Here is a 24,965-nt window from a genome sequence, read left to right as displayed (position 1 = left end):
CGGTGTCCGCGTGTCACCCTGTGCGGCGTGCTGCACCGGACCCCGCCCCGCCTGACGTGAGCGCTCTGCTCGCCGCCGTGGTCGCCGGGGTCGGCGGAGCCGCCACCGGCCGCGTCGTCGACTCGCTGGCGCTGGTCGCCCCGCGTCGGGTCGAGGCCGGCGACGGGGCGGTCGCGGTCCGCGTCGACCGGCGGGCCCGCGCGATCGGGGCCCCGTGGCCGGAACTGACCGGGGCGCTCTGCGCCGTCGCGGTCACCCTCCGGTTCGGCTGGACGGCGCAGCTGCCCGCCTGGCTGTGGTTCGTCGCGGTCGGCCTGCTGCTGACGGTCGTCGACCTGCGCGAGCAGCTGCTGCCCAACCGGGTGCTGCTGCCGGGGCTGCTCGGCGGCCTCGCCCTGCTGGCCCTCGCCGCCGGGGCCGACGGCGACTGGTCGAGCCTGGGGCGCGCCGCGCTGGCCGGGGGAGCCGCGTTCGCGGTGCTGCTGGTGATGGCGCTGGCCGCCCCGAGTGGACTGGGGATGGGCGACGTCAAGCTGGCCGGGCTGCTCGGCCTCTACCTGGGCTGGCTCGGCTGGCCCGTCGTCCTGGTCGGGTTCTTCCTCGGTTTCCTGCTGCAGGCCGTGGTCGGGCTGGCGCTGCTCGCCGCCCGGCGGGTGGGGCGCCGGACCGGGCTGCCCTTCGGGCCGGCGCTGCTCGGCGGTGCCCTGGTCGCGGCTCTGCTGACCGAGGAATGGGTCCTGCTCCTGCCGTGACGCGCGGACAGGCCGTTCACCCGTCCGGGTGAGCCGCCCTGCTCAGGGCTGTGCTGCTGGTCGTGCCCGCCCGAACAACGGGGGGAAGACCGCGACCCGGGTCACCCGACCCGATCAGCCGACGGTCGGTTCCCCAGGAGCTCACGTTGGTCAGCCTGTTCCAGACGCTGCACACCCTGTCCTACGTCACCGCCGACCGTGTCGCGGACCGGCTGAAGGCGGTCAAGGAGGAGAAGGGCGCCTCGGCCGTCGAGTACGCGATCCTCGTCGGCGCCATCGCCCTGGCCGTCGCGGCGGCCGTCCTCGTCTTCGGCGGGAAGCTCGAGGCCCTCTTCAACAGCATCACGCTGACGCCCACGGCGCCCGCGCCCAAGAGCTGACCCGCCCCTTCCCGATCCCACGACAGGAGCAGCTCCGTGTCCGGCAGCCCTGCCCGGCCCCGTCCCCGTCCCGCTCGCCGGCTCCTCGGCGAGCGGGGCGCGGCGGCGGTCGAGTTCGCGCTGGTCATCCCGGTCCTGCTGCTCCTGCTGCTGGGGATCATGGAGGTCAGCGCGGCCTTCAACACCCAGGCGACGCTGTCCGCGGCGGCCCGGGAGGGCGCCCGCTCCATGGTCACCTCCGGCACGGTGGCGTCGGCGCGGTCGGCGGTGCAGACCGCGGCCGGCCCGCTGGCGGTGTCCTCGGTCAGCATCAGCCCGGTCACCTGTGTGGGTGCGGCGGCCGGCACCACGGTGACGGTGACCGTCACCGCCCGCCGCACGTTCGTCGCCGGGGTCCTCGGGTCGACCGGCGTGGACCTGACCGGGACGGCGGCCATGCGATGCGGCTGACCCCCCGGCTGCTGCGCCGGCTCGGCCCGCGGCGACTGGCCGACGAACGCGGCGCCGTGGCCGTGCTGGTCGCGATCCTGCTCGTGCCGCTGCTGGGCTTCGCCGCCATCGCGGTGGACGTCGCCTCGCTCTACGCCGACCGCGAGCAGCTGCGCAACGCCGCCGACGCCGCGGCGCTGGCCGTCGCGACCGACTGCGCGCAGGGCGCCTGCGGCAACCCCGTCGCGACGGCGACCTCCGCGCTGACCGCGAACGCCGGCGCTGCCGACGCGGCCGGCGCCACCCTGCGCACGCCCGACGTCTCCGTCGGCGGGCAGACGGTCACCGTCACGGTGAGCGCCGACCAGGCGCACTGGTTCGCCCCGGTGCTCGGCATCGACTCCACCCGGGTCACCGCGACCGCCACGGCCACCTGGAAGGCCATGTCGCACGGGGTGGCCCAGCTGCCCCTGGCCATCTCCTGGTGCGAGTACCAGCGGCAGATCGCCAAGTACCCGCTGACCAGCACGGTGTCCCGCCGACTGGACTGGGACCTGGGCTGGCTGTCGCTGTGCACGGGGCCGAAGGGCGGGGTCACGCTGGGCGGGCACGCACTCACCGGCACGGACTCCTCGTCCGTCTGCCGGGCGACGTCCTCGGTGGGTCAGTACATCGACGTCAGCATCTGGAGCAGCGTGCTGCCCAACCGGTGCTCGAGGGCCTACCTGGACAGCCTGATCGGCAACGACCTGCAGATCCCGGTCTGGGACGACCTCGACGGGTGGCTGTTCGGCGGCTACCGCGCCCACGTCTACGGCTACGCCCTCTTCCACCTCACCGGCTACCAGCTGACCTACGGCGAGCCGGTCTTCTACGGCTACTTCACCCGTGCGGTCGTCCCGGCCAGCGCGACCAGCAGCACCGGCTCCACCCCGGCGGCCAACCTCGGCGCCACCTCCATCAGCCTCTCTCCTCAGGGATGACCACCATGCGTCGCGTCCTCGCCGCTCTCGCGGCCCTTGCCCTGGCAGCGTTCGGCGCCGTCGTCCTGATCAGCTACGTCCGGGGCGCCGATGCCCGCGCCGAGGCCGGGGCCGTCCTGGTCCCGGTGCTCGTCGTCGACCAGGACGTCCCGGCCGGCACCCCGGCCGCCGAGCTCGCCGACCTGGTGCGGACCGCGGAGGTGCCCAGTCGCCTGGTCGTCCCCGGTTCCGTCGAGGACCTCGCCGACGTGGCCGGCCTGACCACGACCACGTCCCTGGTGTCCGGTGAGCAGGTGGTGTTCGCACGGTTCGCCGACCCATCCGTGCAGGCGGCCGCCGCCGGGGTGGTCGAGCTGCCCACCGGCACCGAGGAGGTGAGCCTGACCCTCGAGCCGCAGCGCGCCGTGGGCGGGGCGCTGGTCGCCGGCGACCGGATCGGGGTGTTCATCAGCCAGGGCGACCCGACCACGACCGACCTCGCCGTCGGCGAGGTGCTGGTGACCCGGGTGGCCGGTGGCGCCGACGACCAGACGGCGGCGCTGACCGGTGCCGCGCAGACGGTGACCGTGACGCTGGCCCTCACCCCGGAGGACGCCGCCGTGGTCATCGCGGGGATGGAGCAGGGCGCCGTGTGGCTGTCGCTCCAGGAGTCGGTCGATCCTGCCGACACCTCCCTGGACAGCACGACCACGACCACAGGAGCAGACCAGTGAGCACGGTCCTGACCATCGGTGCCGACGCCGACCTCGTCGCGCGGTTCACCGAGGCCGGCAGCAGCGACGTCGTCGCCCTCGGGGTGGACGCGCTGGCGGAGGGGGTCCTGCTCCGCCACCTCGCCGGACCGGACGCCCCGGACCTGGTGGTGCTGGGGGCCGAGGTCGCGTTGGCCGACTCCTTCGCCCTCGCCGGGCAGCTCGACGGCGCGGCACCGGGCACCAGCGTCGTCGTCGTCGCCTTCACCGATCCCGAGTTGTGGATCGAGGCGATGCGCGCCGGCGTCCGCGACGTCCTCTCCCCGCACGCCTCCACCGCCGACGTCGCTGCCGTCCTCGAGCGGGCGGCCGCCCGCGCCGAGGCCCGCCGGGTCGCGTCGGCGACGGTGCCGCAGGCGCCCACCCGGCGGGTGGTGGTCGTCGCCTCGCCCAAGGGCGGGGTCGGCAAGACCACCGTCGCCACCAACGTGGCCCTCGGCCTGGCCGTGGCCGAGCCCGGTTCCACCGTGCTGGTCGACCTGGACGTGCAGTTCGGGGACGTCGCCAGCGCACTCGCGCTGGTCCCCGAGCACACGCTCCCGGACGCCGTGCGCGGCGCCGCCAGCAACGACCCGCTCGTGCTCAAGACCTACCTCACCCGGCACTCCTCCGGGCTGCACGTGGTCGCCGGCAGCGACTCCCCGGCAGCAGGGGACGCGGTCACCCCGGACGAGGTCGCGCGGCTGGTGGACATGCTCAGCGCGGAGTTCCGGTACGTGGTGGTCGACACCGCCCCGGGGCTGACCGACCACACGCTCACCGCACTCGAGCGGGCCACCGACCTGGTGCTCATCGGCAGCATGGACGTGCCCGGCGTGCGCGGGCTGCGCAAGGAGCTCGACGTGCTCGGCGAGCTGCAGCTCGTGCCGGCCGGCCGCCACCTGGTGCTCAACGGCGCCGGCTCGGCCGGTGGCCTCGCCCTGGCCGACGTCGAGCGGACCGTGGGTGCCCCGCTGGACCTGGTGCTCCCGCGGCACGACGCCGTCCCGCTGTCGACGAACACCGGCGTCCCGCTGCTGATGAAGGGCGGCAAGGACCCGGTGACCCGCGGGCTCCAGACGCTGGTCGGCCGGCTCGCACCTGCCGCGGCGGCCGGCAAGGGCCGGCGCGGACGCCGGCGGGTCGGTGCCCGATGAGCCTCAGCGACCGTCTCGCCCAGGCCCGTGGCCAGGCGGCCGGTCCCGTGCCGCTCGCGCCGGCCCCGGGCGATGAGCCCGTGGTCCGGGTCGTGGGACGCCCCGCGCCGCCGCCCACCGGCCTCGCGTCCCGGATCGCCGGGAGGGCCGGCACCGGCCCCGTCGACCCGGCCACCCGTCCGGCGGCCGGCCCGGACACCCTCACCCAGCTCAAGGAACGGGCCAGCCGCGCCCTGTTCGAGCGGCTGGGCGGCAAGCTCTCCGACGCCGACATCCCCGACGAGCAGCTGCACGCCCTGGTGCGGACGGACCTGCAGCGGGTCATCGCGCACGAGCCGACCCCGCTGTCCGAGGAGGACCGGCGGCGGCTCATCACCGAGCTCACCGACGAGGTGCTCGGCTACGGCCCGCTGCAGCCGCTGCTGGACGACCCGGACGTCACCGAGGTGATGGTCAACGGGCCGGACACCGTCTACGTGGAGCGCGGCGGCCGCATCGTCCGCACCTCGGCCGGGTTCGCCGACGAGCAGCACCTGCGCCGGGTGATCGAGCGCATCGTGTCCCGGGTCGGCCGCCGCATCGACGAGTCCTCGCCGCTGGTCGACGCCCGGCTGCCCGACGGCTCCCGGGTCAACGCGATCATCCCGCCGCTGGCCTTCAGCGGCTCCTCGCTGACCATCCGCAAGTTCGCCCGCCGGCCGCTGCAGATCGCCGACCTGATCGAGGGCGGCACCCTCAGCTCCGACATGGCCGAGCTGCTGCGCGCCTGCGTGGCTGCCCGGCTCAACGTCATCGTCTCCGGCGGTACCGGCACCGGGAAGACGACGCTGCTCAACGTGCTCTCCTCGTTCATCCCCGCGGGCGAGCGGATCATCACCATCGAGGACGCCGTCGAGCTCCAGCTCCAGCAGGAGCACGTCGTCCGGCTGGAGTCCCGCCCGGCCAACATCGAGGGCAAGGGTGCGATCAGCATCCGCGACCTGGTCCGCAACTCCCTGCGCATGCGCCCGGACCGGATCATCATCGGCGAGGTCCGCGGCGGGGAGAGCCTGGACATGCTGCAGGCGATGAACACCGGTCACGACGGGTCGCTGTCCACCGTGCACGCCAACTCCCCGCGGGACGCCGTCGCCCGGCTGGAGACGCTGGTGCTGATGGCCGGCATGGACCTGCCGCTGCGCGCGGTGCGGGAGCAGGTCACCTCCGCCGTCGACGTGATCATCCAGGTCTCCCGGCTGCGCGACGGCAGCCGGCGGGTCACCCACGTCACCGAGGTGCTGGGCCTGGAGGGCGACACCGTGACGCTGCAGGACGCCTTCCTCTTCGACCACTCCGCCGGCAGCGACCGCGACGGCCGGCTGCTCGGCCGCGCGGTGCCCACCGGCATCCGGCCGCGGTTCCTGGAACGGTTCGCCGAGCGCGGGGTCACGCTCGCGCCGCGGGTGCTGGGGGTGCCGCACCTGGCGCCGGTCGTGGGTGGGGGCCGATGAGCCCGCTCGTCTGGGCCGGCGTCGCCGCCTGCGCACTCGCACTCGCGCTCCTGGTCGGGCTGGTCGTCGTCCCGCGGCGTCCCCGGGTGGAGATCACCCGGCTGGACCCGACCGCGGCGCCGGCGCTGCGGGGCCGGTCGGCCCTGACCGCCGCGGCGAACCGGCTCGGTGACCAGTCGCTCCGGCGGCTGGGCCGCCGCGACGCGCTCGTGGCGTCGCTGGAACGCGCCGGGGTCCACCGGTCACCGGCACAGGTCTTCGGCGGGACGGTCGCCGGTGCGCTGCTCGGCGACCTCGTCGGCGGCCTGCTCTGGGGCCTGCTGGGCGGACTGGTGCTGGCGCTGGCCGTCCCGCTCGCCGTCCTGGTGACCCTGGAGGTGCGCAGCCGCCGGCGGCGCTCCGCCTTCGCCGAGCAGCTCGACGACACGCTGCGGCTGATGGCCAGCAGCCTCCGGGCCGGGCACAGCGTGCTGCGGGCGCTGGAGGCCGTCTCCCACGACGGCGCCGCGCCCACGGCCGAGGAGTTCTCCCGGGTGCTCAACGAGGTCCGGGTGGGGCGCGACGTCGTCCTGGCCCTGGAGGAGGTCGCCGAGCGGATGCGCAGCGACGACTTCGGCTGGATCGCCCAGGCCGTCGCCATCCACCGTGAGGTCGGCGGCAACCTGGCGGAGGTGCTCGACCGCGTCGGCGCCACCATCCGGGACCGCGGCCAGCTGCGGCGTCAGGCGCAGGCGCTCTCGGCGGAGGGGCGCGCCTCGGCCGCCGTGCTGCTGGCGCTGCCGGTCGTCGTCGGTGGGGCGATGCACCTGGTCTCGCCGACCTACATCGGCCGGCTCCTGAACGGCGCCACCGGCCTGGTCATGCTGGCGACGGCCGGGGTGCTGATGGTCGTCGGCGCGGTCTGGGTGCGCCGCGTCGTGACGGTGACGTTCTGATGCCCACGATCGTGTGGGTCGCCGTCGCCGCCGTCGTCCTCCCGCTCGCCGTCCTGGCCCAGGTCACGCTGGCCCGGTCCGGGAAGACGCTGGTCGTCGCCCGGCAGAACCTCACGCGTGGCCTGGTCACGCCCGCCTTCGAGGTGGGCACGCTGGAAGCCCGGGGCACCGGGGCCGGCGCCGTCCTCCGCGCGCTGACGCCCGAGTCCGCGGCCCGCCGGATCCGGCGCATGATCGACGTCGCCGGCCGCCCGGCGACCTTCACGATGACCCGCGTGCTGTGGGCCAAGCTCGTGCTCGCCGCCGGCGCGGCGCTGCTCGGTGCCGTGTTCGTGGTGGAGGCGCCCGGCATCCCGGCCGGGCTCGTCGCGGTGGTCGCGGTGGTCGCGGCCTACCACCTGCCCGAGGCAGCGCTGTGGGGCCGCGGTCAGGAGCGGCGGCAGCTGATCGCGCGCCAGCTGCCCGACGTCCTGGACCAGATGACCATCGCCGTGGAGGCCGGGCTGGGCTTCGAGGCCGCGCTGTCCCGCGCGGCCACCACGGGCCGGGGTGCGCTGGCCGAGGAGCTGGTGCGGACCCAGCACGACATCGCCGCCGGCCGGCCGCGGCGCGCCGCCTACGACGCCCTGGCCGCCCGCACCCAGGTCGCGGACCTGCGCCGGTTCGTCGGGGCGGTGAACCAGGCCGACGTCTACGGCATCCCGCTCGCCGACGTGCTGCGGGTGCAGGCCGATGAGATGCGCGTCAAGCGCCGGCAGCGCGCCGAGGAGCAGGCGATGAAGGTGCCGGTCAAGGTCACCTTCCCGCTGATGGTCTGCATCCTGCCGGCGCTGATGATCGTGGTCGTCGGCCCCGCGGTCCTGGGGCTGCTGGAGTCCCTGGGCTGAGCCCCGCCCGCCGCCGGATCAGGCCGGGGCGTCGATCGGCAGGCCGACGTAGAGCATGCCGACCAGCGCACCGGCGGCGGAGTGCACGCCGGCGTAGGCGGTGAAGTAGGGCTTGCCCGCGACGGTGGCCGGGCCGGTGTAGACCCGCCCGCCGAGCACCGCGGCGAGCACCGGGTTGCGGCTGCCGTCGGCGCCGGTGGGGGAGAGGCAGGTGCCGATGTTCCGCCGGCCCTGCGGGTTCACCACCGTGGTCGCCACCCGGACCATCCCGCCGGCGTCGTCGAGTCGCTGGAACAGCGTGCAGGTGCCGCCGACCTGGGCCACCACGTCGTCGACCAGCGCCGACCGGTGCCGCGGGTCGTCGTTCCAGCTCAGCACCTCACCGCCGAGCAGCAGCTCGGGCAGCCCGACGGAGCGCGTCGCCGAGGTCGCCTGGTCGGTCACGGTCACCGTCCGGTGCCCACTGCCCAGCTCGATGCCGCCGGCCTCGTCCAGCAGGTCCTCGGCCAGGGTCAGCGCGCGCCGGACGTAGACCAGCCGCTGGCTGTCGGCCAGCTCGGCGACCGCCTGGGTGATCCGGGCCGACCCGCTGGCCGCCCGGTCGACGTTGTCCACGACCCGCTCGGTGGCGACGCGCTGCTGCTCGACGGCGGCGGCGATGGCGTCCTGCGCATCGGCGATCGAGCCCAGCGTGCCGGTGATCCGGCCGATCGCGGTGACCGCCTGCCGGGTCTCGGACTGCACCGCCTCGATCTGCGCGCCGATGTCCTCGGCGGCCTGGGCGGTGCGGCTGGCCAGCTCCTTGACCTCGTCGGCCACCACGGCGAAGCCCCGGCCCACGTCGCCGGCGCGCGCCGCCTCGACGTAGGCGTTGAGCGCCAGGAACCGGCTCTGCTGGCTGATCGCCGAGATCAACCGCACCATCTGGGTGATCGACTCGCTGGCCTCCTGCAGCGCGGCGATCCGCTCGTCGACCGCGCGGGCGTCCCGCACGGCCTCCTCCGCGACCGCCGAGGCCTGCGTGGTGCTCGAGGAGATGTCCGCGATCGCCGAGCGCAGGTCGGTCAGCGACTCGGCGGCCTGCTGGGAGGTGTCGGACACCTCGCGGCTGGCCGAGGAGAGCACGCCGGCCTGCTGGGCGGCGGCCGCCATGCTGTCGTCCTGCTCGGGCTTGCGGCGGGTACGCGCGGGCGCCGCCGGACGCGGGGTGAGAATCGCCGGCTCGTCGTCCGGGGGCGCGACGGCGGCGGCAGGCACCGCTGCGGTGCCCCGCGGGGACGGGAAGCGCACGACTCGACTCCTCTCGGACGCGGACCCGTGCCCGCCTCGCGCGGTCAGCCTAGGGGGCGCCGAGGTCGGGAACGCGCTGGTGAGAGCGGCGCGTCGGGAGTCCGGTCGAGCGGGAACGATTGCACGGCCCGGTCGGACGCCGTGCGGCGTCCGGTCAGCGCAGCAGCGTCGTCAGCCGCACGGTCAACCCGTCGGGCCCGTCGATGACGTCGACGTGGTCGCACAGCTGCCGGGCCAGCCACAGGCCCATGCCGCCGTGGGACAGGTCGTCGCCGTGGGCGGGGCCGTAACCGGCGAACGGGTCGTCCATCCCCACCCCGCCGTCGCTGATCGTGCAGACCACCCGGTCGGCCGACGCCCACAGCCGCAGCCGGACCGGTGGGCCACCGTGCCGCACCGCGTTCGCGCTCATCTCGTCGACCGCGAGGTGCAGGTCCTCGAGGGCGTCCTGGGGGCCCTCCAGCTGGGCCAGCCGGCCGCCGACCGCGTGCCGCAGCCCGGCGAAGTCCCGTACGTCGTCGACCCGCAGCAGCGGGTCGGTGGCCTCGAGCGGCTCGTCCGGCAGGGGCAGGGCGCGCAGGTAGTCGGCGGGCTCGGTGTAGTCCGGGTTGGGCCGGCGCCCGTCGGCGCTGACCAGGTGGGTGTGCGTGCGCAGCCCGCAGTCGACCAGCTCGGCGGGGAGCGACTCGACGTCGTAGGCACACAGCCCCCAGGTCGGCCACGAGCGCATCGCCTCGTTGAGCACGGCCTCGTACCGCTGCCACTCCAGCCAGTCCCGCGGCGTCTTCCCGAAGTCGGTCTCCCCGACGACCCGCAGCCGGGCGTGCCCGCGACCGGTGACCCGCTCGGCGAGCCGGCGGAAGGCGGTGATCGCTGCAGGCGTGCGCGCCTGGTACACCTCGTGCTGCGGCAGCACGTGCACGTGCTCGTCGCCCAGCGCGTCCCGCAGCATCGTGGCCGAGGGTTCGCTCGTGGTGATCACGGCTGCCTCGCCGGCCTCCAGGCCCGCGCGCAGGAAGGGGACCGCGACGGCGGCCAGCTCCTCGGCGGAGCTGTGCAGGACCAGGTCGTGCCGGAACGTGGCCGGACCCAGCTGGTCTGGCGGTGCGTGCACGTGGTGGGTCCTCTCGTTCGTCGGGGCCGGGTCTGGGGCCGGGGCGTGGGGCCCACGGTAGGCCGATGTCGTTCCGGCAGCTGCGCGTGTGCCCCCCGGGGAGGTCCGGAGCCCGCCCTCAGCGGCTCGCCGGGTCGTCGGGGACGACGTCGGGCACCCGGTTGGGGCCGGCCTCCACCGGGCGCGGGCGGTCCTGTCGGTGCAGTCGCACGGCGACCAGGGCGACGTCGTCCTCGGGCTTGCCGTCGACCAGCAGCTCGATCAGCTCGTCCAGCAGCTGGCCCAACGGGAGGTCGGCCAGCTCGGTCAGGTGGGTCCGCAGCCGGAGGAGGCCGGTGTCCAGGTCGGCGTCCCGGCGTTCGATCAGCCCGTCGGTGTAGAGGAGCACCGTCGACCCGCGGTCCAGGGTGACCACCGACTCGGTGCGCTCGACCGTGGCGTCGACGCCGAGGAGGAGGTCCGCCTTCCAGTCGGCGAGCAGCGCGACACTGCCGTCGGGGTTGAGCGCCAGCGGCGGCAGGTGCCCGGCGTTGGCCCAGACCATCCGGGTCACCCCGCGCTCCAGCTCGTCGGCGGTCTGCTCGAACCGGGCCACCGCGGCGGTGGCCAGGGTGTCCAGCTGGAGCAGCGTCATCGCCGAGTCCAGCCCGCGGAGGACCTCCACCGGCCCGGCGTCGCTGTAGGCCGCGATGCCGCGCAGCAGGCTGCGCACCTGGCCCATGGCCGCGGCTGCGGCCGTGTCGTGGCCGACGACGTCCCCGATGACCACCATCGTCGAGCCGCTGGGCTGCAGGAAGGCGTCGTACCAGTCACCGCCCACCCGGGCGGCCTCGGCCGCGGGCAGGTAGCGCACCGCGATCTCGGCGTGGTCGGGCTCCGGCGGATCGGTGAGCAGGCTGCGCTGCAGCACCTCGGCCATCTGCTGCTGTTGGTCGAACAGGCGCGCGTTGTCCAGCGCCAGACCGGCCCGGTCGGCGACGTCCTGGGCCACCGCGACGTCCGCCTCGGTGGCCGAGTGCGCGTCGGCGTAGGCCAGCGTCAGCAGCCCCAGCGTCCGGCCGCGTGCCCGGAGCGGGAGCGCCACCTCCGCCCGGGGGGCGAGCACGGTCAGCAGGTCCCGGGCCTGCCCGGGCGGCAGCAGGTCGAGCACCTCGGAACCGGCGAAGGTCACCGCCTCGTCGGCGTGCAGCGCCCGGCCCACCGGCGCGGTGATCGGCATGGCGTCCAGTCGCACCTCGGCGTACCGCTCCAGCGTCGCCCGCTGCGCGGGGTCGACGTGCCAGCTGCCGACGTCCCGGGGGTGGCCGTCGGCGTCGATCACCGTGACGATGCACCAGTCGGCCAGCGCGGGCACGACCAGCCGGGGCAGCCGGGCGGTCGCCGACTGCACGTCCAGCGTGCCGGCGAGCTCGGCGCTGACCTGGGCCAGCAGGGCCAGCCGGCGGGCGGACCGCTCGGCCTGCTCCTGCGCCTGCCGGCGGGCGGTGACCTCGATGGCGTAGACCGACAGCCCCTCCGGCGTCGGCCAGGCGCGCACCTCGAACCAGCCGTTCAGCGGCGCGGGGTAGTGCGTGTCGAACGCGACCGGTTCGCCGGTGGCGACGGCCCGGCGGTAGTTCTCCTCGATGTTGCTCCCGACCGCAGCCGGGAAGGCCTCCCAGATGGCCCGGCCCAGCAGGCCGTCACGGCTCTGCCCGAGCAGCCGCTCGGCCTCGGCGTTGACGTGCACGAAGCGCCACTCGGGGTCCAGGGAGTAGAAGCCGGCCGGCATCGCCTCCAGCACGCGGACCACCCGGGCCTCGGCGGCGAGTTCGTCGGTCGCGTCGTAGGCGACCCCGACCACCCGGGCCGCCGACCCGTCGGCGCCGGCGACCGCCTGGCCGCGGGCCGACACCCACCGGGTGTGCCCACCCGGCAGGACGATCCGGAACTCGGCCTCGTACTCCCCGCAGCTGTCGATGGCGGCCTGCAGGGCGTCGGTCACCCGGGGCAGGTCGTCGGGGTGCAGGCGCGCGTTGAACGCCTCGATGCTCTGCTCGAAGGTCACCCGGTCGTAGCCGAACATCTCGATCAGCCGGGCGTCCCAGACGAGCCGTTCGCTCCGGAGGTCCCAGTCGAACGTCCCGATCCGCGCGGCGTCGATGGCCAACTGCGCCCGGAGCCGGTCGCCCTCGAGGTCACCGACGTGTGTGGCCTCTGCCACTGACACCCACTCCACCTGGTCGCCCGACGTCCGGGCCGGGAGCCTCGTCGCTCACTGTTGAGCTGCAGGAGTTATGTCACGCGCCACCTAGTTGGGGCAAGCGGCTCGACGGAGATCACGTCGCCGGACCGGGCACCGGGTGTCCGGTCCGGCGCCCGGTTGTGCGATAACACCTGTCATGGACACGCGCACGGCTCCGGCATGACCAGTTCGTCCCCGGCGCCGCTCGCGCCGCCCCGCGTCGAGGGTGCGGCCGTCGACAAGGGCCTCAAGACCGGCGCCCTGGGCCTGGTCTCCTCGATCGTCCTGGCCGTCTCCTCGACCGCCCCGGCCTACGCGCTGGCCGCGACGCTGGGGTTCGTCGTCATCGTCGTCGGGGTGCAGGCCCCGGCGATCATGCTGCTGGCGTTCGTGCCGATGTGGCTGATCGCGGTCGCCTACTCGGAGCTGAACAAGCGCGAGCCCGACTGCGGGACGACGTTCACCTGGGCCGCCCGGGCCTTCGGACCACGTGCCGGGTGGATGGGCGGCTGGGGGATCATCGCCGCCGACGTCATCGTGATGGCGAACCTCGCCCAGATCGCCGGCTCCTACGGCTACCGGCTGGTCGGGCTCGACGGGCTGGCGGAGAGCGCCGTCTGGACGACGGTGGCCGGCGTCGCCTGGATCGCCGTGATGACCTGGGTCTGCTACCGCGGCATCGAGCCGACCGCACGCCTGCAGCGGGTGCTGCTGTCCGTCGAGGGCGTCGTGCTGGTGGCCTTCGCGGTGTACGCCCTGGTCAAGGTCTACGGGGGGACGGCGCCCGAGGGCTCGCTCACCCCGTCGCCGTCCTGGTTGTGGCCCTCCGGGATCGGCTGGCCGGCGCTCACCGAGGCGGTGCTGCTGGCGATCTTCATCTACTGGGGCTGGGACTCCGCCGTCGCCGTCAACGAGGAGACCGCTGACCCGACCCGGTCGCCCGGGCGGGCCGCGATCATCTCCACGGTGCTGCTGGTGGGCATCTACACGGTGGTCTCCGTGGCGACCGTGGCCTTCGCCGGCGTCGGGACCGAGGGCATCGGGCTGGGCAACGAGGCCAACGCCGAGGACGTGTTCGTCGCCCTGGGGGCGACGGTCTTCGGGGACGACGTCCTCGGCCGGGCCTTCGAGGCGCTGCTGATCATCTCCGTGCTCACCTCGGCGGCGGCGTGCACGCAGACCACGATCCTGCCCACCGCCCGCGGCACTCTGGCGATGGCCGCCTACGGCGCACTGCCCCGGTCCTTCGCCCGGATCCACCCGCGGTACCTGACGCCCACGGTCTCCACGGTCTGGATGGGGATCGTCTCGATCGCCTTCTACGTGGGCCTGACGATCGTCAGCGAGAACGTGCTGATCGACTCGATCACCGCCACCGGCATGCTGATCGCCTTCTACTACGGGCTGACCGGCTTCGCCTGTGCCTGGCAGTTCCGCCGGGCGCTGCACGGCCCGCGGGACGTCGTCATGCGCCTGGTGCTGCCGCTGCTCGGCGGGCTGTTCATGCTCGCCGTCTTCGTGCTGGCCTGCGTCGAGTACGCCGATCCCGGCTACGGCGAGACGGTGATCGGCGGCGTCGGCGGGGTGTTCGTGGTCGGCGTCGGCGCCCTGCTGCTGGGGCTGGTGCTGATGGTGGTCTACAGCCGGGTCGCGCCGGCGTTCTTCCGCGGCGAGACGATGCTCGACGGCGGTGACCTGGTGCTCCGGGACGGCGTCCCGACCGTCACCCCGTCCGACCGGTCCGAGGAGGGTCCCCCTCCCGTCACCTGACCACTGCTGAGCCCTCGGGGGTCGGCTCGGGCTCGGCGACCCGGTGCTGGGCCGGCAGGAACGCCAGGACGACGACCGCCCCGATCGCGCTGGCCGCGGCGCACACCCACGACCCGGCGACGACGCCGTCCAGGAAGGACTGCTGGACGGCCGTCACCGCGTCCCCGGGCAGCTGCCCGGCCACCGCGAGGCCGGCGAACACCGAGTCCGCCGCGCTGTCGGCCGCCTGCGGTGGGGCGCCGGCCGCGGTGAGCCCGTCGACCACCGCCGGGGCGTAGACGGTGCTGAGCACCGACCCCACGACGGCGACGCCGAGGGTGCCGCCGACCTCGCGCACGGTGTCGTTCACCGCGGAGCCCGCCCCGGCCTGGTCGCCGCGCAGTGCACCCATCACCGCCTCGGTCGCCGGGCTGGTGACCAGCCCGAGGCCGGCGGCCATGAGCACCATGGCGATCACGATCCGACCCCAGTAGCCGGACTCCAGGGTGGTGCCGGCGGCGACGGCGAACCCGGCGGCCATGGTCACCAGCCCGGCCGCGACCACCAACTTGGTGCCGACCGCACGCATCGCGACGATCGCCAGCGGGGCGGTGACCCCGATGACGGTGGCGAACGGGAGGGTGGCGAGGCCGGCGGTCAGGGTGCCGTAGCCGCGGACCGACTGGAAGTACTGGGTGATCATGAAGATGAACCCGAACAGGCTGAAGAAGGCCAGCGCGATCGCTCCGCTGCCGACCGACACCCGCGGGTCACGGAACAGCCGGACGTCCAGCAGCGGCTCCTCGGTGCGCAGCTCGTGGACGACGAAGCCGCCGATCGCCAGTGCCGCGACGGCGTAGCCGCCCAGGGTGGCCGCCGAGCCCCAGCCGTGCCCGGGGGCCTCGATCGTGGTCCAGACCAGGAGACCGATGCCCAGCACCGAGGCGGCGGCGCCGGTCAGGTCGAAGCGGTGTGCCCGTGCTCCGCGCGACTCGGGCACCAGCAGCCGGCCGGCCACCAGCGCGACCGCCGCGATCGGCAGGTTGACCAGAAAGACCGAGCCCCAGGAGAAGTGCTCGAGCAGCAGGCCGCCGGTGACCGGGCCGATCGCCACCGACAGGCCGGTGACGGCGGACCAGACGCCCAGTGCGGTCGCCCGCTCGCGGCGGTCGGTGAAGACGGTGACCAGCAACGCCAGGGTCGCCGGGTAGACGGCGGCAGCGGCCACGCCCATCGCGGCCCGGCCAGCGATGAGCTGCTCGGTGCTCGTGGCCAGCGAGGCCAGTGCCGAGGTGAGGGCGAAGGCGACCAGCCCGGCCTGGAGCAGCCGCCGCCGGCCGAACCGGTCACCGAGTGCGCCGCCGAGCAACAGCAGGGCGGCGAAGACCAGCGTGTAGCCGTCGACGACCCACTGCAGGTCGCTGGTGCTGGCCGACAGCTCGCGGCTGATGGTCGGCAGCGCCACGTTGACGATCGTGTTGTCGATGCTGACCAGCAGCACGGACAGGCAGAGCACGGCGAGCACCCACCACCGACGGGTGGCGGGGGCGGGCAGGGGAGTGGTCATCGCGGCCTCCGAGTAGTAGAACGATGTTCCAGAATAGTAGAACGTCGTTCTACACAGAGGCAAGGGCGATCGGTGCAGGAGGATGAGGTCGTGACAGATGTCAGGCCCGGCGCCGGGCGCACCCCGAGCCGAGCGGTCGAACAGGCGCTGGTCGACGCAGCTGAACGGGTGCTCGTGCGGGACGGGCTGAGCGCGGTGACCGTGCGGGCCGTCGCCACCGAGGCCGGGGTCGCCCCGATGGGCGTCTACAACCGCTTCGGCAGCAAGGACGGGTTGATCGCCGCCGTGCTGGTCCGCGGCTTCGACGGGCTGCGGGCCGCGGTCACCGAGGACGCCGACCCCGATCCGGTGGCCCGGTTGCTGGCGAGTGGGCGCAACTACCGGCGGTTCGCCCTGGCCCAGCCGCAGCACTACGGGGCGATGTTCGGCGGGCGGCCGCTGCCCACCGAGGGCGCGGACGAGCTGGTCGAGCACGCTTCGGCCGCCTTCGAGGCGCTGGTCGACCACGTCCGGTACGCGATGGCCCGCGGTGCCCTGCGTGAGGAGGACCCGACCGAGACCGCCCAGCTGATCTGGAGCTCGGTGCACGGAGCGGTGAGCCTCGAGCTCGGCGGGGCGGTGCTCACCCCCGACCCGGCGGCCACCTACGAGTCGCTGCTGCAGCTGATCGTCGACGGGCTGCGCCGACCACCCCCCTGAGGGTGAGGTGTGGCGCCGATCCCCGGGACGACGCTCCAGCGCCCCTCCGTCACTGCCGACACCAGCAGAGACGAGAGGAGCCGGTCATGTTGACTCTGGCGTGCAGTGCAGTGGCCCAGGCGGGGATGGCAGCGACGACGGCGTCGCTGGACGACACCCCCGCGGAGTCGTTGATGTTCGTGGCCGGGTGGCTCACCACGGCCACCGACCTCACCGCGCAGGCGATGCTGATCCGCGACCTCGGCGCGAGTTTCGACGTCCTGATCTGAGGAAGGATCCCCTTCCCCCCACCGCTCGCGAGCTCGCGGCGGGGCCCTGCAGGGGGGCCGTTCCAGCACCTCACCTGCTGGGCAGGGAGCGACGGCCTGAGCCGAGGTCGGCGTCGTCGGCGGCGCGCCGACCGGCGTGCCAGCCGGCCGGGTCGACCGTGCTCCCGCCCCGGCGGCGCAGCGACGGGAACAGCTCCTCGACCGCCCGGTCGACCGCGGCCGACCGCTCGGCCAGCACCGGCGCCAGCTCGGCGCCGTAGTCGGCCCGGGCCTCGGCGGTCGCCTGCTCGCGGGCCTGGGTGAGCCGCTCCTCCAGCCGCTGGGCGAAGGAGTAGAGGAAGCCCCGGCGGAACGGCGTCGACCGCGCTCGGGCCCCGCCGCTGGAGGCTGCGTCGGCCAGCGCCCGCGCCGCCTGCAGCAGCAGCGAGGTGACCAGCAGTTCCACCAGGTCCACGTCGTCCCGGAAGCCGACCAGGGTGGCGATGCCGAAGCTCGGCAGCAGCACCACCCGGACGCCGTTCGCGGTGCCGACGGCCTGCACCACGGCCGCCTTCGCCTCGGTGTGCGGGTCGTCCAGGTGCAGCCGCCGGGCGACCACGCCGGCCGGGGAGCCGTTCCCCCGCTGCGCGAGGACCGCCGTGTCGATGGCGTGCCGGGCCATCAGCGACTGCGCCTTGGCGGTGAGCGCCTCGGCCTCCTCGGCGAACTCCGTGGACTCCGCCTTGGCCAGCAACGACCGGATCCGGTGCAGCACCTTGTCGTCGGTCCCGCTGCTCGACGCCTCGACCGGCCACAGCGCAGCAGACCAGCCGCTGGGCGGGGTGAGCAGCTGCTCCAGCCTCGGCAGCGTCCGGAACAGCCCGATCAGCCGCAGCACGTCCCGCCAGGCCGGTGCGGGTTGGATCCGCTCGGCCCGCCACCAGTCGGCGACGGAGCGGACGTCCGTGTCCAGCGCGCCGAGCTGGGCGGCCCAGGCCTCGGGCACCTGACCGGCAGCGGCCGACCCGGACTCGGCGGTGATGACCGCGGCCGCCAGCCGGGCGGCCCGTTGGCTCACCCGGCGGCGGGCGACGTGCACGACGTCCACCGGCTGCCAGCCGCCCTCCCACAGCTGCGGCAGCGCGGCGGTGAGCGTCTGCTGTGCCTGGCCGCCGCTGTCGACACCCGGGTCGCGCCGGGTCAGCCGGGCGACCACCGGGTCGAGCTCCGCGGCCTGCACCCCGGGCTCGGCGGCGAGCCGGGCGCCGGCCAGCAGCAGCATTAGCACCTCGTCGGTGGTCATCGCGGTCCTCTCCTCGTGCGTGCGCCAGACCAGCGTGGCGGCGGGTGGATCGCGCCGGGGGCGGTCCGGGCGGTTGTGGACCGGGCGTCCCGTTGTGGACGCCGGCGGGCGGCTCAGGCGCGGGGGTGCACCCGGGAGGCCGCCTCGCGGGCGGTGGCCCGGGCGGCGTCGACGTCCTCGGCGCGGGCCAGCGCCACGCCCATCCGCCGGCGGGTGAAGCTCTCCGGCTTGCCGAACAGCCGCAGCTCGACACCGGGCAGCGCCAGGGCCTCGTCGACCCCGTCGAAGGTGACCCCGGTGGCCTCCACGCCGCCGTAGACGACCGCCGAGGCGCCCGGGTTGCGCAGCGTGGTGTCCACCGGGAGCCCCAGCAGGGCGCGGGCGTGCAGCTCGAACTCGTTCTGCCACTGCGTCGTCATCGTCACCATGCCGGTGTCGTGCGGCCGCGGGCTGACCTCGGAGAACCACACGTCGTCCCCGCGGACGAACAGCTCGACGCCGAACACGCCCAGCCCGCCCAGCTCGGCGGTCACCGCCGCCGAGATCGCCTGCGCGCGGTCCAGCGCCACCGCCGACATCGGCTGCGGCTGCCAGCTCTCCACGTAGTCGCCGGCCTCCTGGCGGTGGCCGATCGGCGCGCAGAAGCCGGTGACCGTCCCCCCGTCGCGCAGCGAGCGCACGGTCAGCAGGGTGATCTCGTAGTCGAAGTCGACGAAGCCCTCGACGATCACCCGGGTCCCGGCGACCCGGCCGCCGGCCATCGCGTGGTCCCACGCGGGCTCGACGTCGTCCGGCCCGTCGAGCTTGCTCTGGCCTTTGCCGGAGCTGGACATCACCGGCTTGACCACGCACGGGAAGCCGACCTCGGTGGTCGCGGCGCGCAGCTCGTCGAGGGAGTCGCAGAACCGGTAGGTGCTGGTTGGCAGAGCCAGGTCCTCGGCGGCCAGCCGGCGGATGCCCTCGCGGTCCATGGTCAGCCGGGCGGCCCGCGCGGTCGGGACGACGCGCACCCCCTCGGCCTCCAGCTCGACCAGCGTCTGGGTGGCGATCGCCTCGATCTCCGGGACGACGACGTCGGGCCGCTCGGCCTCGATCAGGGAACGCAGCTGCGCCGGGTCGCTCATCGTCAGCGTCCGGGCGTGGTGGGCGACCTGGTGGCCGGGTGCGTGGTCGTACCGGTCGGCGGCGATGGTCTCCACCCCCAGCCGCTGCAGTGCGATCAGCACCTCCTTGGCCAGTTCCCCGCTGCCCAGCAGCAGCACGCGGGTGGCCGAGGGAGACAGCGGGGTGCCCAGGGAGACCATGCGGACAGGCTAGAGAGGGGTGCGGCGACCGTTCCGCACCGAACGGCGGCGACCCGGGCGCCCGGTCACGGTCACGGCCGGAAACCGCCGGTCAGCCGGCCGTTCCGTCGCTACGTTGCCCTGGTGACCGATCTCGCCAGCCGCGCCCGCACCCTCCTCGACCTGCACCGCGCGCCGGAGCTCCTGGTGCTGGCCAACGTCTGGGACGTCGTCTCGGCCCGGGTCGTCGCCGCCACCCCCGGCGTCCGTGCACTGGCCACCGCGAGCCACGCGATCGCGGCGACGTTCGGCTACGAGGACGGCGAGCAGATCCCGCTCGACCTGCACCTGGACATGGTCGGCCGGATCACCGCCGCCGTGGACCTGCCGGTGTCGATGGACCTGGAGGCCGGCTACGGCGACCCGGGGGAGACCGCCCGCCGGGCGATCAGGCTGGGCGTCGTCGGCGGCAACCTGGAGGACCAGCTGCGGCCGCTGGACGACGCGGTCGCCGCCGTCGAGGCGGTGCTGCGCGCCGGCCGGGACGCCGGCATCGACTTCGTGCTCAACGCCCGCACCGACGCCTTCCTGCTGGCCGAGCCCGGGGCCGACCGGGGCGCGCTGCTCGCCGAGGCCGTGCGGCGGGGACAGGCCTACCTGGCGGCGGGCGCACCGGCGGTCTTCGTGCCCGGCGTCGTCTCCCGCGAGGAGGTCGCGGGCCTCGTGGCCGGCCTCGGCCGCGGGCGGGTGTCGCTGATGGCCGTCCCCGGGGCCTCGCCGTCGGGCCGGGAGCTGACCGACCTCGGCGTCACCCGGGTCTCCACCGGACCGTTCACCCAGCGGGTGGCGCTGACCGCACTGCAGGACGCCGCCGTCGAGCTGGTCGCCGGCGGCGCCCTCCCGCCCGGCACCCGCGCTCTGAGCTGACCGCACTCGCCGGCACCGCTCGGCGCCGCACGCGGGTGACCGCGGGAAAGGCCGGGACGACGGGGCGGGTGGAGCCCTACCGTTCCGGCATGGGCGATCGCTGGGGACCGGGCGGACCTCCTCCGGAGGCGTACAGCCGGGTCACCGATCCGCAGCGGTACACGGGCCCTGCACCACGTCGCCGACCAGCTCGTCACCGACCTCGCCGAGCGGTACGACGTCGCGGTCACCGACGAGCCGGCGCCCGGGCCGGGCGAGGTGCGCGCCGTCCGGCTGCACCCCCGGTCCGCCGGGGGCGCCGACCTGGTGGTGGCGCACACCGACGTCGGGGTGCGCCTGCGGGCCGGCCGCTGGGCCGAGGAGTCGTTCCCGCACTGCGGCTGCGACGCCTGCGACGAGGAACCCGGGGACCTCGCCGACGAGCTCGGGGAGTTCGTCCTCGACGTGGTGCACGGGCGGCTCGCCGAGGAGCTGACCGGCGGCCTCCGCACCGGCACGCTCGCGGTGCGGCGGCCGCGATCGGCCGGGAACCAGTCGTTGAGCCGCGACGACGTCCGACGACTCGGACCTCCGGGGCGCCACGCGTGGTCGCCGTGGCCGGAGCTGGGCGGCCGGTGACACCCCTGCGGGGAGCCGCTCGTCGAGTGACAGCCCAGCGGGCTTCCCGGCCTGCGAAACCCCGCTGAGCAGTCACTAGGCGACAGGAGGTGCCGGGCCGTCAGGGGTGAGCTGGGACACGCTCGGTGGCTGGCTCGGCGGTTCCGGCGGAGCATCGGGGGCAGGACGTCGATGACGACGAGAGAGAGAAGGCACCGCCGCCATGACCGATCTGCTCCTGCCCGCCGACTTCTTCGGTTTCCAGACGCTGTTGTCCGACGACGAGCAGAAGGAACTGCTCGCCCTCCGGGAGTTCCTGGAGTCGGAGATCAAGCCGCACGTCAACGCCGCCTGGGCGTCGGCGGAGTTCCCGCACGACCTGATCCCCAAGTTCGCCGAGGCCGACATCGTGGGTCGCTCCTACGACTGGGAGGGCCGCCCGCGCGCGTCCCGGCTGTACACCGGCTTCCAGGCGATGGAGCTGTCCCGGGTCGACCCGTCGATGGCCACCTTCCTGGGCGTGCACAACGGTCTGGCGATGGGCTCGATCATGATCCTCGGCTCGGAGGAGCAGCGGCAGCGCTGGATCCCGTCGATGATGCAGATGCAGACCATCGGCGCCTTCGGGCTGACCGAGCCCGAAGGTGGTTCCGACGTCGCCCGCGGCATGCGCACCACCGCCCGGCGGGACGGCGACTCCTGGGTGCTCAACGGCGCCAAGCGCTGGATCGGCAACGGCACCTTCGCCGACGTCGTGGTGGTCTTCGCCCGGGACGAGGCCGACGACCAGGTGAAGACCTTCGTCGTGGAGAAGGGCACCCCCGGCTTCACGGCCAGCAAGATCGAGGACAAGTTCGCGCTGCGCACGGTGCAGAACGCCGACCTCACCTTCACCGACTGCCGCATCCCCGCCGAGAACAAGCTCGCGGACGGCAACACCTTCAAGGACGTCAACAAGGTGCTCAAGGTGACCCGGGGCGGGGTCGCCTGGAGCGGCGTCGGGTGTCAGCTGGGCGCCTACGAGGTGGCGGTGGCCTACGCCAAGGAGCGTCACCAGTTCGGCAAGGCGATCGGTTCCTTCCAGCTGATCCAGGACCTGCTCGCCCGGATGCTGGGCAACGTCACCGCCAGCCTGGGGATGACCGTGCGGCTGTCCCAGCTGCAGGAGACCGACGACCTGCGCGACGACCAGGCCGCGCTGGCCAAGAGCTACGTGACCGCCCGGGGCCGGGAGACCGTCGGCTGGGCCCGGGAGCTGTTCGGTGGGAACGGGATCGTGCTGGACTTCGACGTCGTCCGGTACTTCAACGACGCCGAGGCGCTGTACTCCTACGAGGGCACCCGCGAGATGAACACCCTCATCGTCGGCCGCTCGATCACCGGGATGAGCGCCTTCGTGTGAGCCCTGGCGGGCTCACCCCTTCGGGGCGGTGGGCTCGGGTTGGGGTGCAGAGCCGACCGTCTGCGGACGATCACCAGCAAGGACGCCGATGTGGCGTCCCTGCTGGTGATCAGTCGTGGGGGGAGGGGTCGTGCCGGGTCAGTCCGTGCTCGTGGTCGAGGACACCGAGGAGATCCGTGAGCTCGTCGTCACGGTGCTCCGCCGGGCCGGGATGGACGTCCGCGAGGCCACCACCGGTGCCTCCTGCCTGGCCGAGGTGCGCCGCGAGGCGCCCGACGTCGTCGTCCTGGACCTCGGTCTGCCCGACGCCGACGGCACCGAGGTGTGCCGGCAGCTGCGCGCCGAGACCGACTGCTACGTCCTGATGCTGACCGCGCGGGCGGAGGAGGTCGACCTGCTGATCGGCCTCGCCGTCGGGGCGGACGGCTACATGGCCAAGCCGTTCTCACCGCGGGAGCTGGTGGCCCGCGTGCAGACGATGCTGCGCCGGCCACGCACCCCGGCGGTCCCGGAGCCGCGCCCGTCCCTGGAGGACTCCGTCCAGCGGCTGGCCGACCTCGAGGTCGACCCGGACAGCCGCGAGGTGCGGGTGGACGGCGCTGCCGTCGACCTGACCCGTACCGAGTTCGACCTGCTCGCCGCGCTGGTCTCTCGGCCCGGGCGGGTGCTGCAGCGGGAGACGCTGCTGCGCGAGGTCTGGCAGACCGACTGGGAGGGCAACCTCCGACTGGTCGAGGCCCACATGTCCAACCTGCGGCGCAAGCTCACGGCCGCAGGGTTGAGCCACCCCGAGATCAAGACCGTTCGGGGGGTCGGCTACCGCTTGGTGGCCTGAGGAAGGGCCAGGACCGCACCCGGTCCTGGGCAGGACAGCTGCATCCGACGACGAGGCCCGGCCCCCTGTGGGGACCGGGCCTCGTTGTCGTTCAGGCGGCCAGGCCGCGCCGCCGGGCGGCCGTCCGGGCGATCGCTGCGTCGACGACGTGCACCAGCCCGGCGAGGTCGTGGCGTCCGGTGGTCGCGTCGGCGGCCGAGGCGAGCTCCCCGCGGCGGCGGGGGTCGTCCCGGCGGGCCGCCGGCCCGGTCAGGCCGGTCAGCTCGGCGAGCCGCTGGTGGGCCAGGATCCCGCGCCGGGCGTCAGCGGCGATCGCCTGGCACACGCCGGCCACCTCGGGGTGACCGAGCTGGCCGGACGTGCCGGCGAGGGCGTGCGCCGCGGCTGCGACGGCGCGGGGGTCCCCGGCGCGGACGCTGCGGGAGATGGCGGACAGCCGGGTGGGCAGGGCGTCGGCGTACATGGCCTGCAGCCGGTCTTGCAGGTCGGCGTCCAGGTCGGCGTCGTGCAGGTCCTCCACGTCGACCAGGTCGTGGGCGCCGGCCTCGTCGGCCGGGGCGGCGGTGCGGCTGCGCACCAGGTCCACCAGCAGTCGGGCGTCGACGGGTGCGGCGAGGCAGGCCAGGGCGCCGGCGGCGGCTGCGGCGGCGCGGACCTCGTCGGTGGGGTCGGGGGTGACCACCAGGAAGTGGGCGGTGCTGCCGGCGCGGCGCAGTGCGGTGAGCAGCCCGGGGCCGTCGACGGCGCCGGGCACGGTGGCGGAGGTGACCACCAGGTCCAGGGCGACCGCGCTGCTGAGCCAGCGGGCGTCCTCGGCGTCGGCGGCCTCGTGGACGCCCCAGCCGGCCAGCTCGAGCAGGCCGGTGACCTGCTGTCGCGCGGCGGGGGAGGCGTCGATCACGAGAGCGGTCAGCATCGGACGGTCCCTGTCTGTGCGGACACCGCGGTCCAGCCGTAGCGGGTCAGCGCGGTGACGGTGAAGGTGTAGCTGCGGTTCGTCTGGTAGCCGGAGACGGAGGTGCTCGTGGTCGTGGCGCCGGTCTCGGCCACCACGGTGGAGCCGCCGCCGGCGGCCTGGGTGGTGATCCGGTAGCCGATGACGTCGGGGGAGGTGCTCGGGGCCCAGCTGACGCGGGTGCTGAACCAGATGAAGCACCACGTGTCGCTGGTGGTGACCTTCGTCGGCGGTGCGACGGTGGCGGTGCCGACCGAGGCGCTCAGGGACGCCGCGTCGTCGAACGCGGCCTGGGCGGCGGTCGCGGTGACACCCAGGACGGTGGCGACCACGACGGCGACCAGCAGGACCCCGCGGCGGAGGCGGGTCACGGCTGGACCTCGATCTCGTCGTCCTGCCGGACCTCGGTGGCCGGGCGCCAGATCGACAGCAGCAGCCAGCCGGCCAGCAGGGCGGGGGCGCCGTACACGAGGGCCTGGCTGACCACCGGGGTGCGCAGGGCCTGGATCGCGTGACCGAGCTCGGGGACGACGGCCCGGACCTGGTAGGCGGTGTCGCCCTGCAGGACGGCCTGCCACGGGTCGACCGCCTCGTTGGCGTCTCCCTTGGTCTCGACGGTGACCGCCCCGTCGGCGCCGTGCTCCACGGAGACGACGCGGTGGCTGACGAGGTGGTGATCGTCGATCGGGATGTGGTAGGCGATGATCATGCCCTCGGTGACCTCGCTGACCGGCAGCGGCGTCACGATCGTGACGTCACCCGGGTCGATGGCCGGGGACATGCTCGCGGTGAGCATCGTCATCGTCCGGTAGTCCAGGACGTGCGGCCCGACGGCCAGCAGGCCGAAGGCCAGGACGGCGACGGTGACCAGCAGCCGGAGGGACCAGCGGAACGTCAGGCCGGCCACGCGCTTCCCGAGGCCGGCGGCGCGGCCCGGTCGGGTGGACTGCTGCGCCGGACGCCGGGCGGTCGCGGTGTCCGTGAGGAGTGCGGGGCGGGCGAGCAGGGCGGTGGTCATGGCGGTTCCT

25 protein-coding genes are annotated in these 24,965 nt (G+C 74.5%); 16 read left to right on the top strand and 9 right to left on the bottom strand.

What is annotated here, in order from left to right; all coding sequences use genetic code 11:
- Nucleotides 1-56: 56 nt before the first annotated feature.
- The 9 genes from O2W15_RS01430 to O2W15_RS01390 all read left to right on the top strand — a co-directional run bounded on the left by O2W15_RS01430 (nt 57) and on the right by O2W15_RS01390 (nt 7,744).
- Complete coding sequence (locus O2W15_RS01430; protein WP_269178086.1) at nt 57-752, top strand: prepilin peptidase; 696 nt, start codon at nt 57-59, stop codon at nt 750-752.
- Between the two features lie 146 nt (nt 753-898).
- Entirely contained in the window at nt 899-1,132 is a 234-nt protein-coding gene (locus O2W15_RS01425; protein ID WP_269178085.1) for a Flp family type IVb pilin, read from the top strand.
- A gap of 36 nt (nt 1,133-1,168) precedes the next feature.
- Nucleotides 1,169-1,582 carry a TadE family protein gene (locus O2W15_RS01420; RefSeq protein WP_269178084.1) on the top strand — a complete coding sequence of 138 codons (414 nt, stop codon included), beginning with the start codon at nt 1,169-1,171 and terminating at the stop codon, nt 1,580-1,582.
- Nucleotides 1,573-2,544 carry a pilus assembly protein TadG-related protein gene (locus O2W15_RS01415; protein ID WP_269178083.1) on the top strand — a complete coding sequence of 324 codons (972 nt, stop codon included), beginning with the start codon at nt 1,573-1,575 and terminating at the stop codon, nt 2,542-2,544. Before O2W15_RS01420 ends, O2W15_RS01415 begins: the two co-directional genes overlap by 10 nt.
- The gene (cpaB, locus tag O2W15_RS01410) at nt 2,541-3,257 is read left to right on the top strand and encodes a Flp pilus assembly protein CpaB (RefSeq protein WP_269178082.1); all 717 of its coding nucleotides are present in this window, start codon (nt 2,541-2,543) and stop codon (nt 3,255-3,257) included. Before O2W15_RS01415 ends, cpaB begins: the two co-directional genes overlap by 4 nt.
- Nucleotides 3,254-4,432 (top strand): AAA family ATPase, encoded by a 1,179-nt coding sequence (locus tag O2W15_RS01405; protein ID WP_269178081.1) that lies wholly within the window; start codon nt 3,254-3,256, stop codon nt 4,430-4,432. The genes cpaB and O2W15_RS01405 overlap by 4 nt, the downstream gene beginning before the upstream one ends.
- 92 nt (nt 4,433-4,524) lie before the next feature.
- Nucleotides 4,525-5,922, top strand: a complete 1,398-nt coding sequence (locus tag O2W15_RS01400) for a CpaF family protein (RefSeq protein ID WP_269178080.1) — start codon at nt 4,525-4,527, stop codon at nt 5,920-5,922.
- The gene (locus O2W15_RS01395) at nt 5,919-6,857 is read left to right on the top strand and encodes a type II secretion system F family protein (RefSeq protein WP_269178079.1); all 939 of its coding nucleotides are present in this window, start codon (nt 5,919-5,921) and stop codon (nt 6,855-6,857) included. The genes O2W15_RS01400 and O2W15_RS01395 overlap by 4 nt, the downstream gene beginning before the upstream one ends.
- On the top strand, nt 6,857-7,744 hold the full coding sequence (locus O2W15_RS01390) for a type II secretion system F family protein (RefSeq protein WP_269178078.1): 888 nt from the start codon (nt 6,857-6,859) through the stop codon (nt 7,742-7,744). The genes O2W15_RS01395 and O2W15_RS01390 overlap by 1 nt, the downstream gene beginning before the upstream one ends.
- Before the next feature lie 18 nt (nt 7,745-7,762).
- Here O2W15_RS01390 and O2W15_RS01385 read toward each other — a convergent pair whose 3' ends face one another.
- The 3 genes from O2W15_RS01385 to O2W15_RS01375 form a co-directional block, all read right to left on the bottom strand.
- On the bottom strand, nt 7,763-9,034 hold the full coding sequence (locus tag O2W15_RS01385) for a Cache 3/Cache 2 fusion domain-containing protein (protein ID WP_269178077.1): 1,272 nt from the start codon (nt 9,032-9,034) through the stop codon (nt 7,763-7,765).
- Between the two features lie 154 nt (nt 9,035-9,188).
- A complete protein-coding gene (locus tag O2W15_RS01380; protein ID WP_269178076.1) occupies nt 9,189-10,148 on the bottom strand; it encodes a sensor histidine kinase in 960 nt (319 codons plus the stop codon).
- A 118-nt stretch (nt 10,149-10,266) separates the two neighbouring features.
- A complete protein-coding gene (locus tag O2W15_RS01375) occupies nt 10,267-12,351 on the bottom strand; it encodes a SpoIIE family protein phosphatase (RefSeq protein WP_269178075.1) in 2,085 nt (694 codons plus the stop codon).
- A gap of 201 nt (nt 12,352-12,552) precedes the next feature.
- Here O2W15_RS01375 and O2W15_RS01370 point away from each other — a divergent pair, with 201 nt between their 5' ends.
- A complete protein-coding gene (locus O2W15_RS01370) occupies nt 12,553-14,142 on the top strand; it encodes an APC family permease (RefSeq protein WP_269178074.1) in 1,590 nt (529 codons plus the stop codon).
- On the opposite strand, the gene O2W15_RS01365 is transcribed toward O2W15_RS01370, so the two are convergent.
- Entirely contained in the window at nt 14,135-15,688 is a 1,554-nt protein-coding gene (locus O2W15_RS01365; RefSeq protein ID WP_269178073.1) for a DHA2 family efflux MFS transporter permease subunit, read from the bottom strand. The genes O2W15_RS01370 and O2W15_RS01365 overlap by 8 nt on opposite strands.
- A 90-nt stretch (nt 15,689-15,778) precedes the next feature.
- Here O2W15_RS01365 and O2W15_RS01360 point away from each other — a divergent pair, with 90 nt between their 5' ends.
- Together O2W15_RS01360 and O2W15_RS01355 are read left to right on the top strand one after the other, a co-directional pair.
- Nucleotides 15,779-16,387 (top strand): TetR/AcrR family transcriptional regulator, encoded by a 609-nt coding sequence (locus O2W15_RS01360; RefSeq protein WP_269178072.1) that lies wholly within the window; start codon nt 15,779-15,781, stop codon nt 16,385-16,387.
- 86 nt (nt 16,388-16,473) lie between these two features.
- The gene (locus O2W15_RS01355; protein ID WP_269161739.1) at nt 16,474-16,656 is read left to right on the top strand and encodes a hypothetical protein; all 183 of its coding nucleotides are present in this window, start codon (nt 16,474-16,476) and stop codon (nt 16,654-16,656) included.
- A gap of 70 nt (nt 16,657-16,726) precedes the next feature.
- On the opposite strand, the gene O2W15_RS01350 is transcribed toward O2W15_RS01355, so the two are convergent.
- Both O2W15_RS01350 and purT read right to left on the bottom strand, forming a co-directional pair.
- Entirely contained in the window at nt 16,727-17,938 is a 1,212-nt protein-coding gene (locus O2W15_RS01350; RefSeq protein WP_269178071.1) for a DUF2786 domain-containing protein, read from the bottom strand.
- Nucleotides 17,939-18,051: 113 nt separating this feature from the next.
- Entirely contained in the window at nt 18,052-19,242 is a 1,191-nt protein-coding gene (gene purT / locus O2W15_RS01345; RefSeq protein WP_269178070.1) for a formate-dependent phosphoribosylglycinamide formyltransferase, read from the bottom strand.
- Between the two features lie 123 nt (nt 19,243-19,365).
- Between purT and O2W15_RS01340 the strand changes: the two genes are divergently transcribed.
- The 4 genes from O2W15_RS01340 to O2W15_RS01325 all read left to right on the top strand — a co-directional run bounded on the left by O2W15_RS01340 (nt 19,366) and on the right by O2W15_RS01325 (nt 22,982).
- Nucleotides 19,366-20,148, top strand: a complete 783-nt coding sequence (locus tag O2W15_RS01340) for an isocitrate lyase/PEP mutase family protein (protein WP_269178069.1) — start codon at nt 19,366-19,368, stop codon at nt 20,146-20,148.
- Between the two features lie 96 nt (nt 20,149-20,244).
- Nucleotides 20,245-20,766 (top strand): DUF6226 family protein, encoded by a 522-nt coding sequence (locus O2W15_RS01335; protein WP_331253860.1) that lies wholly within the window; start codon nt 20,245-20,247, stop codon nt 20,764-20,766.
- 202 nt (nt 20,767-20,968) lie between these two features.
- Entirely contained in the window at nt 20,969-22,147 is a 1,179-nt protein-coding gene (locus O2W15_RS01330; RefSeq protein ID WP_269178068.1) for an acyl-CoA dehydrogenase family protein, read from the top strand.
- Nucleotides 22,148-22,277: 130 nt separating this feature from the next.
- A complete protein-coding gene (locus O2W15_RS01325) occupies nt 22,278-22,982 on the top strand; it encodes a response regulator transcription factor (RefSeq protein ID WP_269178067.1) in 705 nt (234 codons plus the stop codon).
- A 91-nt stretch (nt 22,983-23,073) separates the two neighbouring features.
- Here the strand turns inward: O2W15_RS01325 and O2W15_RS01320 are convergent, their stop codons facing one another.
- From O2W15_RS01320 to O2W15_RS01310, 3 genes are read right to left on the bottom strand one after another with little or no spacing between them, the layout of a single operon-like run.
- Nucleotides 23,074-23,898, bottom strand: coding sequence for a response regulator (locus O2W15_RS01320; protein WP_269178066.1), 825 nt, complete (start codon nt 23,896-23,898; stop codon nt 23,074-23,076).
- Nucleotides 23,892-24,308: a fibronectin type III domain-containing protein gene (locus tag O2W15_RS01315; protein ID WP_269178065.1), complete on the bottom strand. Its 417-nt coding sequence runs from the start codon at nt 24,306-24,308 to the stop codon at nt 23,892-23,894. Before O2W15_RS01315 ends, O2W15_RS01320 begins: the two co-directional genes overlap by 7 nt.
- Nucleotides 24,305-24,955 (bottom strand): signal peptidase I, encoded by a 651-nt coding sequence (locus O2W15_RS01310; RefSeq protein WP_269161748.1) that lies wholly within the window; start codon nt 24,953-24,955, stop codon nt 24,305-24,307. The genes O2W15_RS01315 and O2W15_RS01310 overlap by 4 nt, the downstream gene beginning before the upstream one ends.
- Between the last annotated feature and the right edge of the window lie 10 nt (nt 24,956-24,965).

Source organism: Modestobacter sp. VKM Ac-2979 (assembly GCF_026967995.1).
GTDB lineage: Bacteria > Actinomycetota > Actinomycetes > Mycobacteriales > Geodermatophilaceae > Modestobacter.
This window is presented reverse-complemented; position numbering and strand designations above follow the sequence as displayed.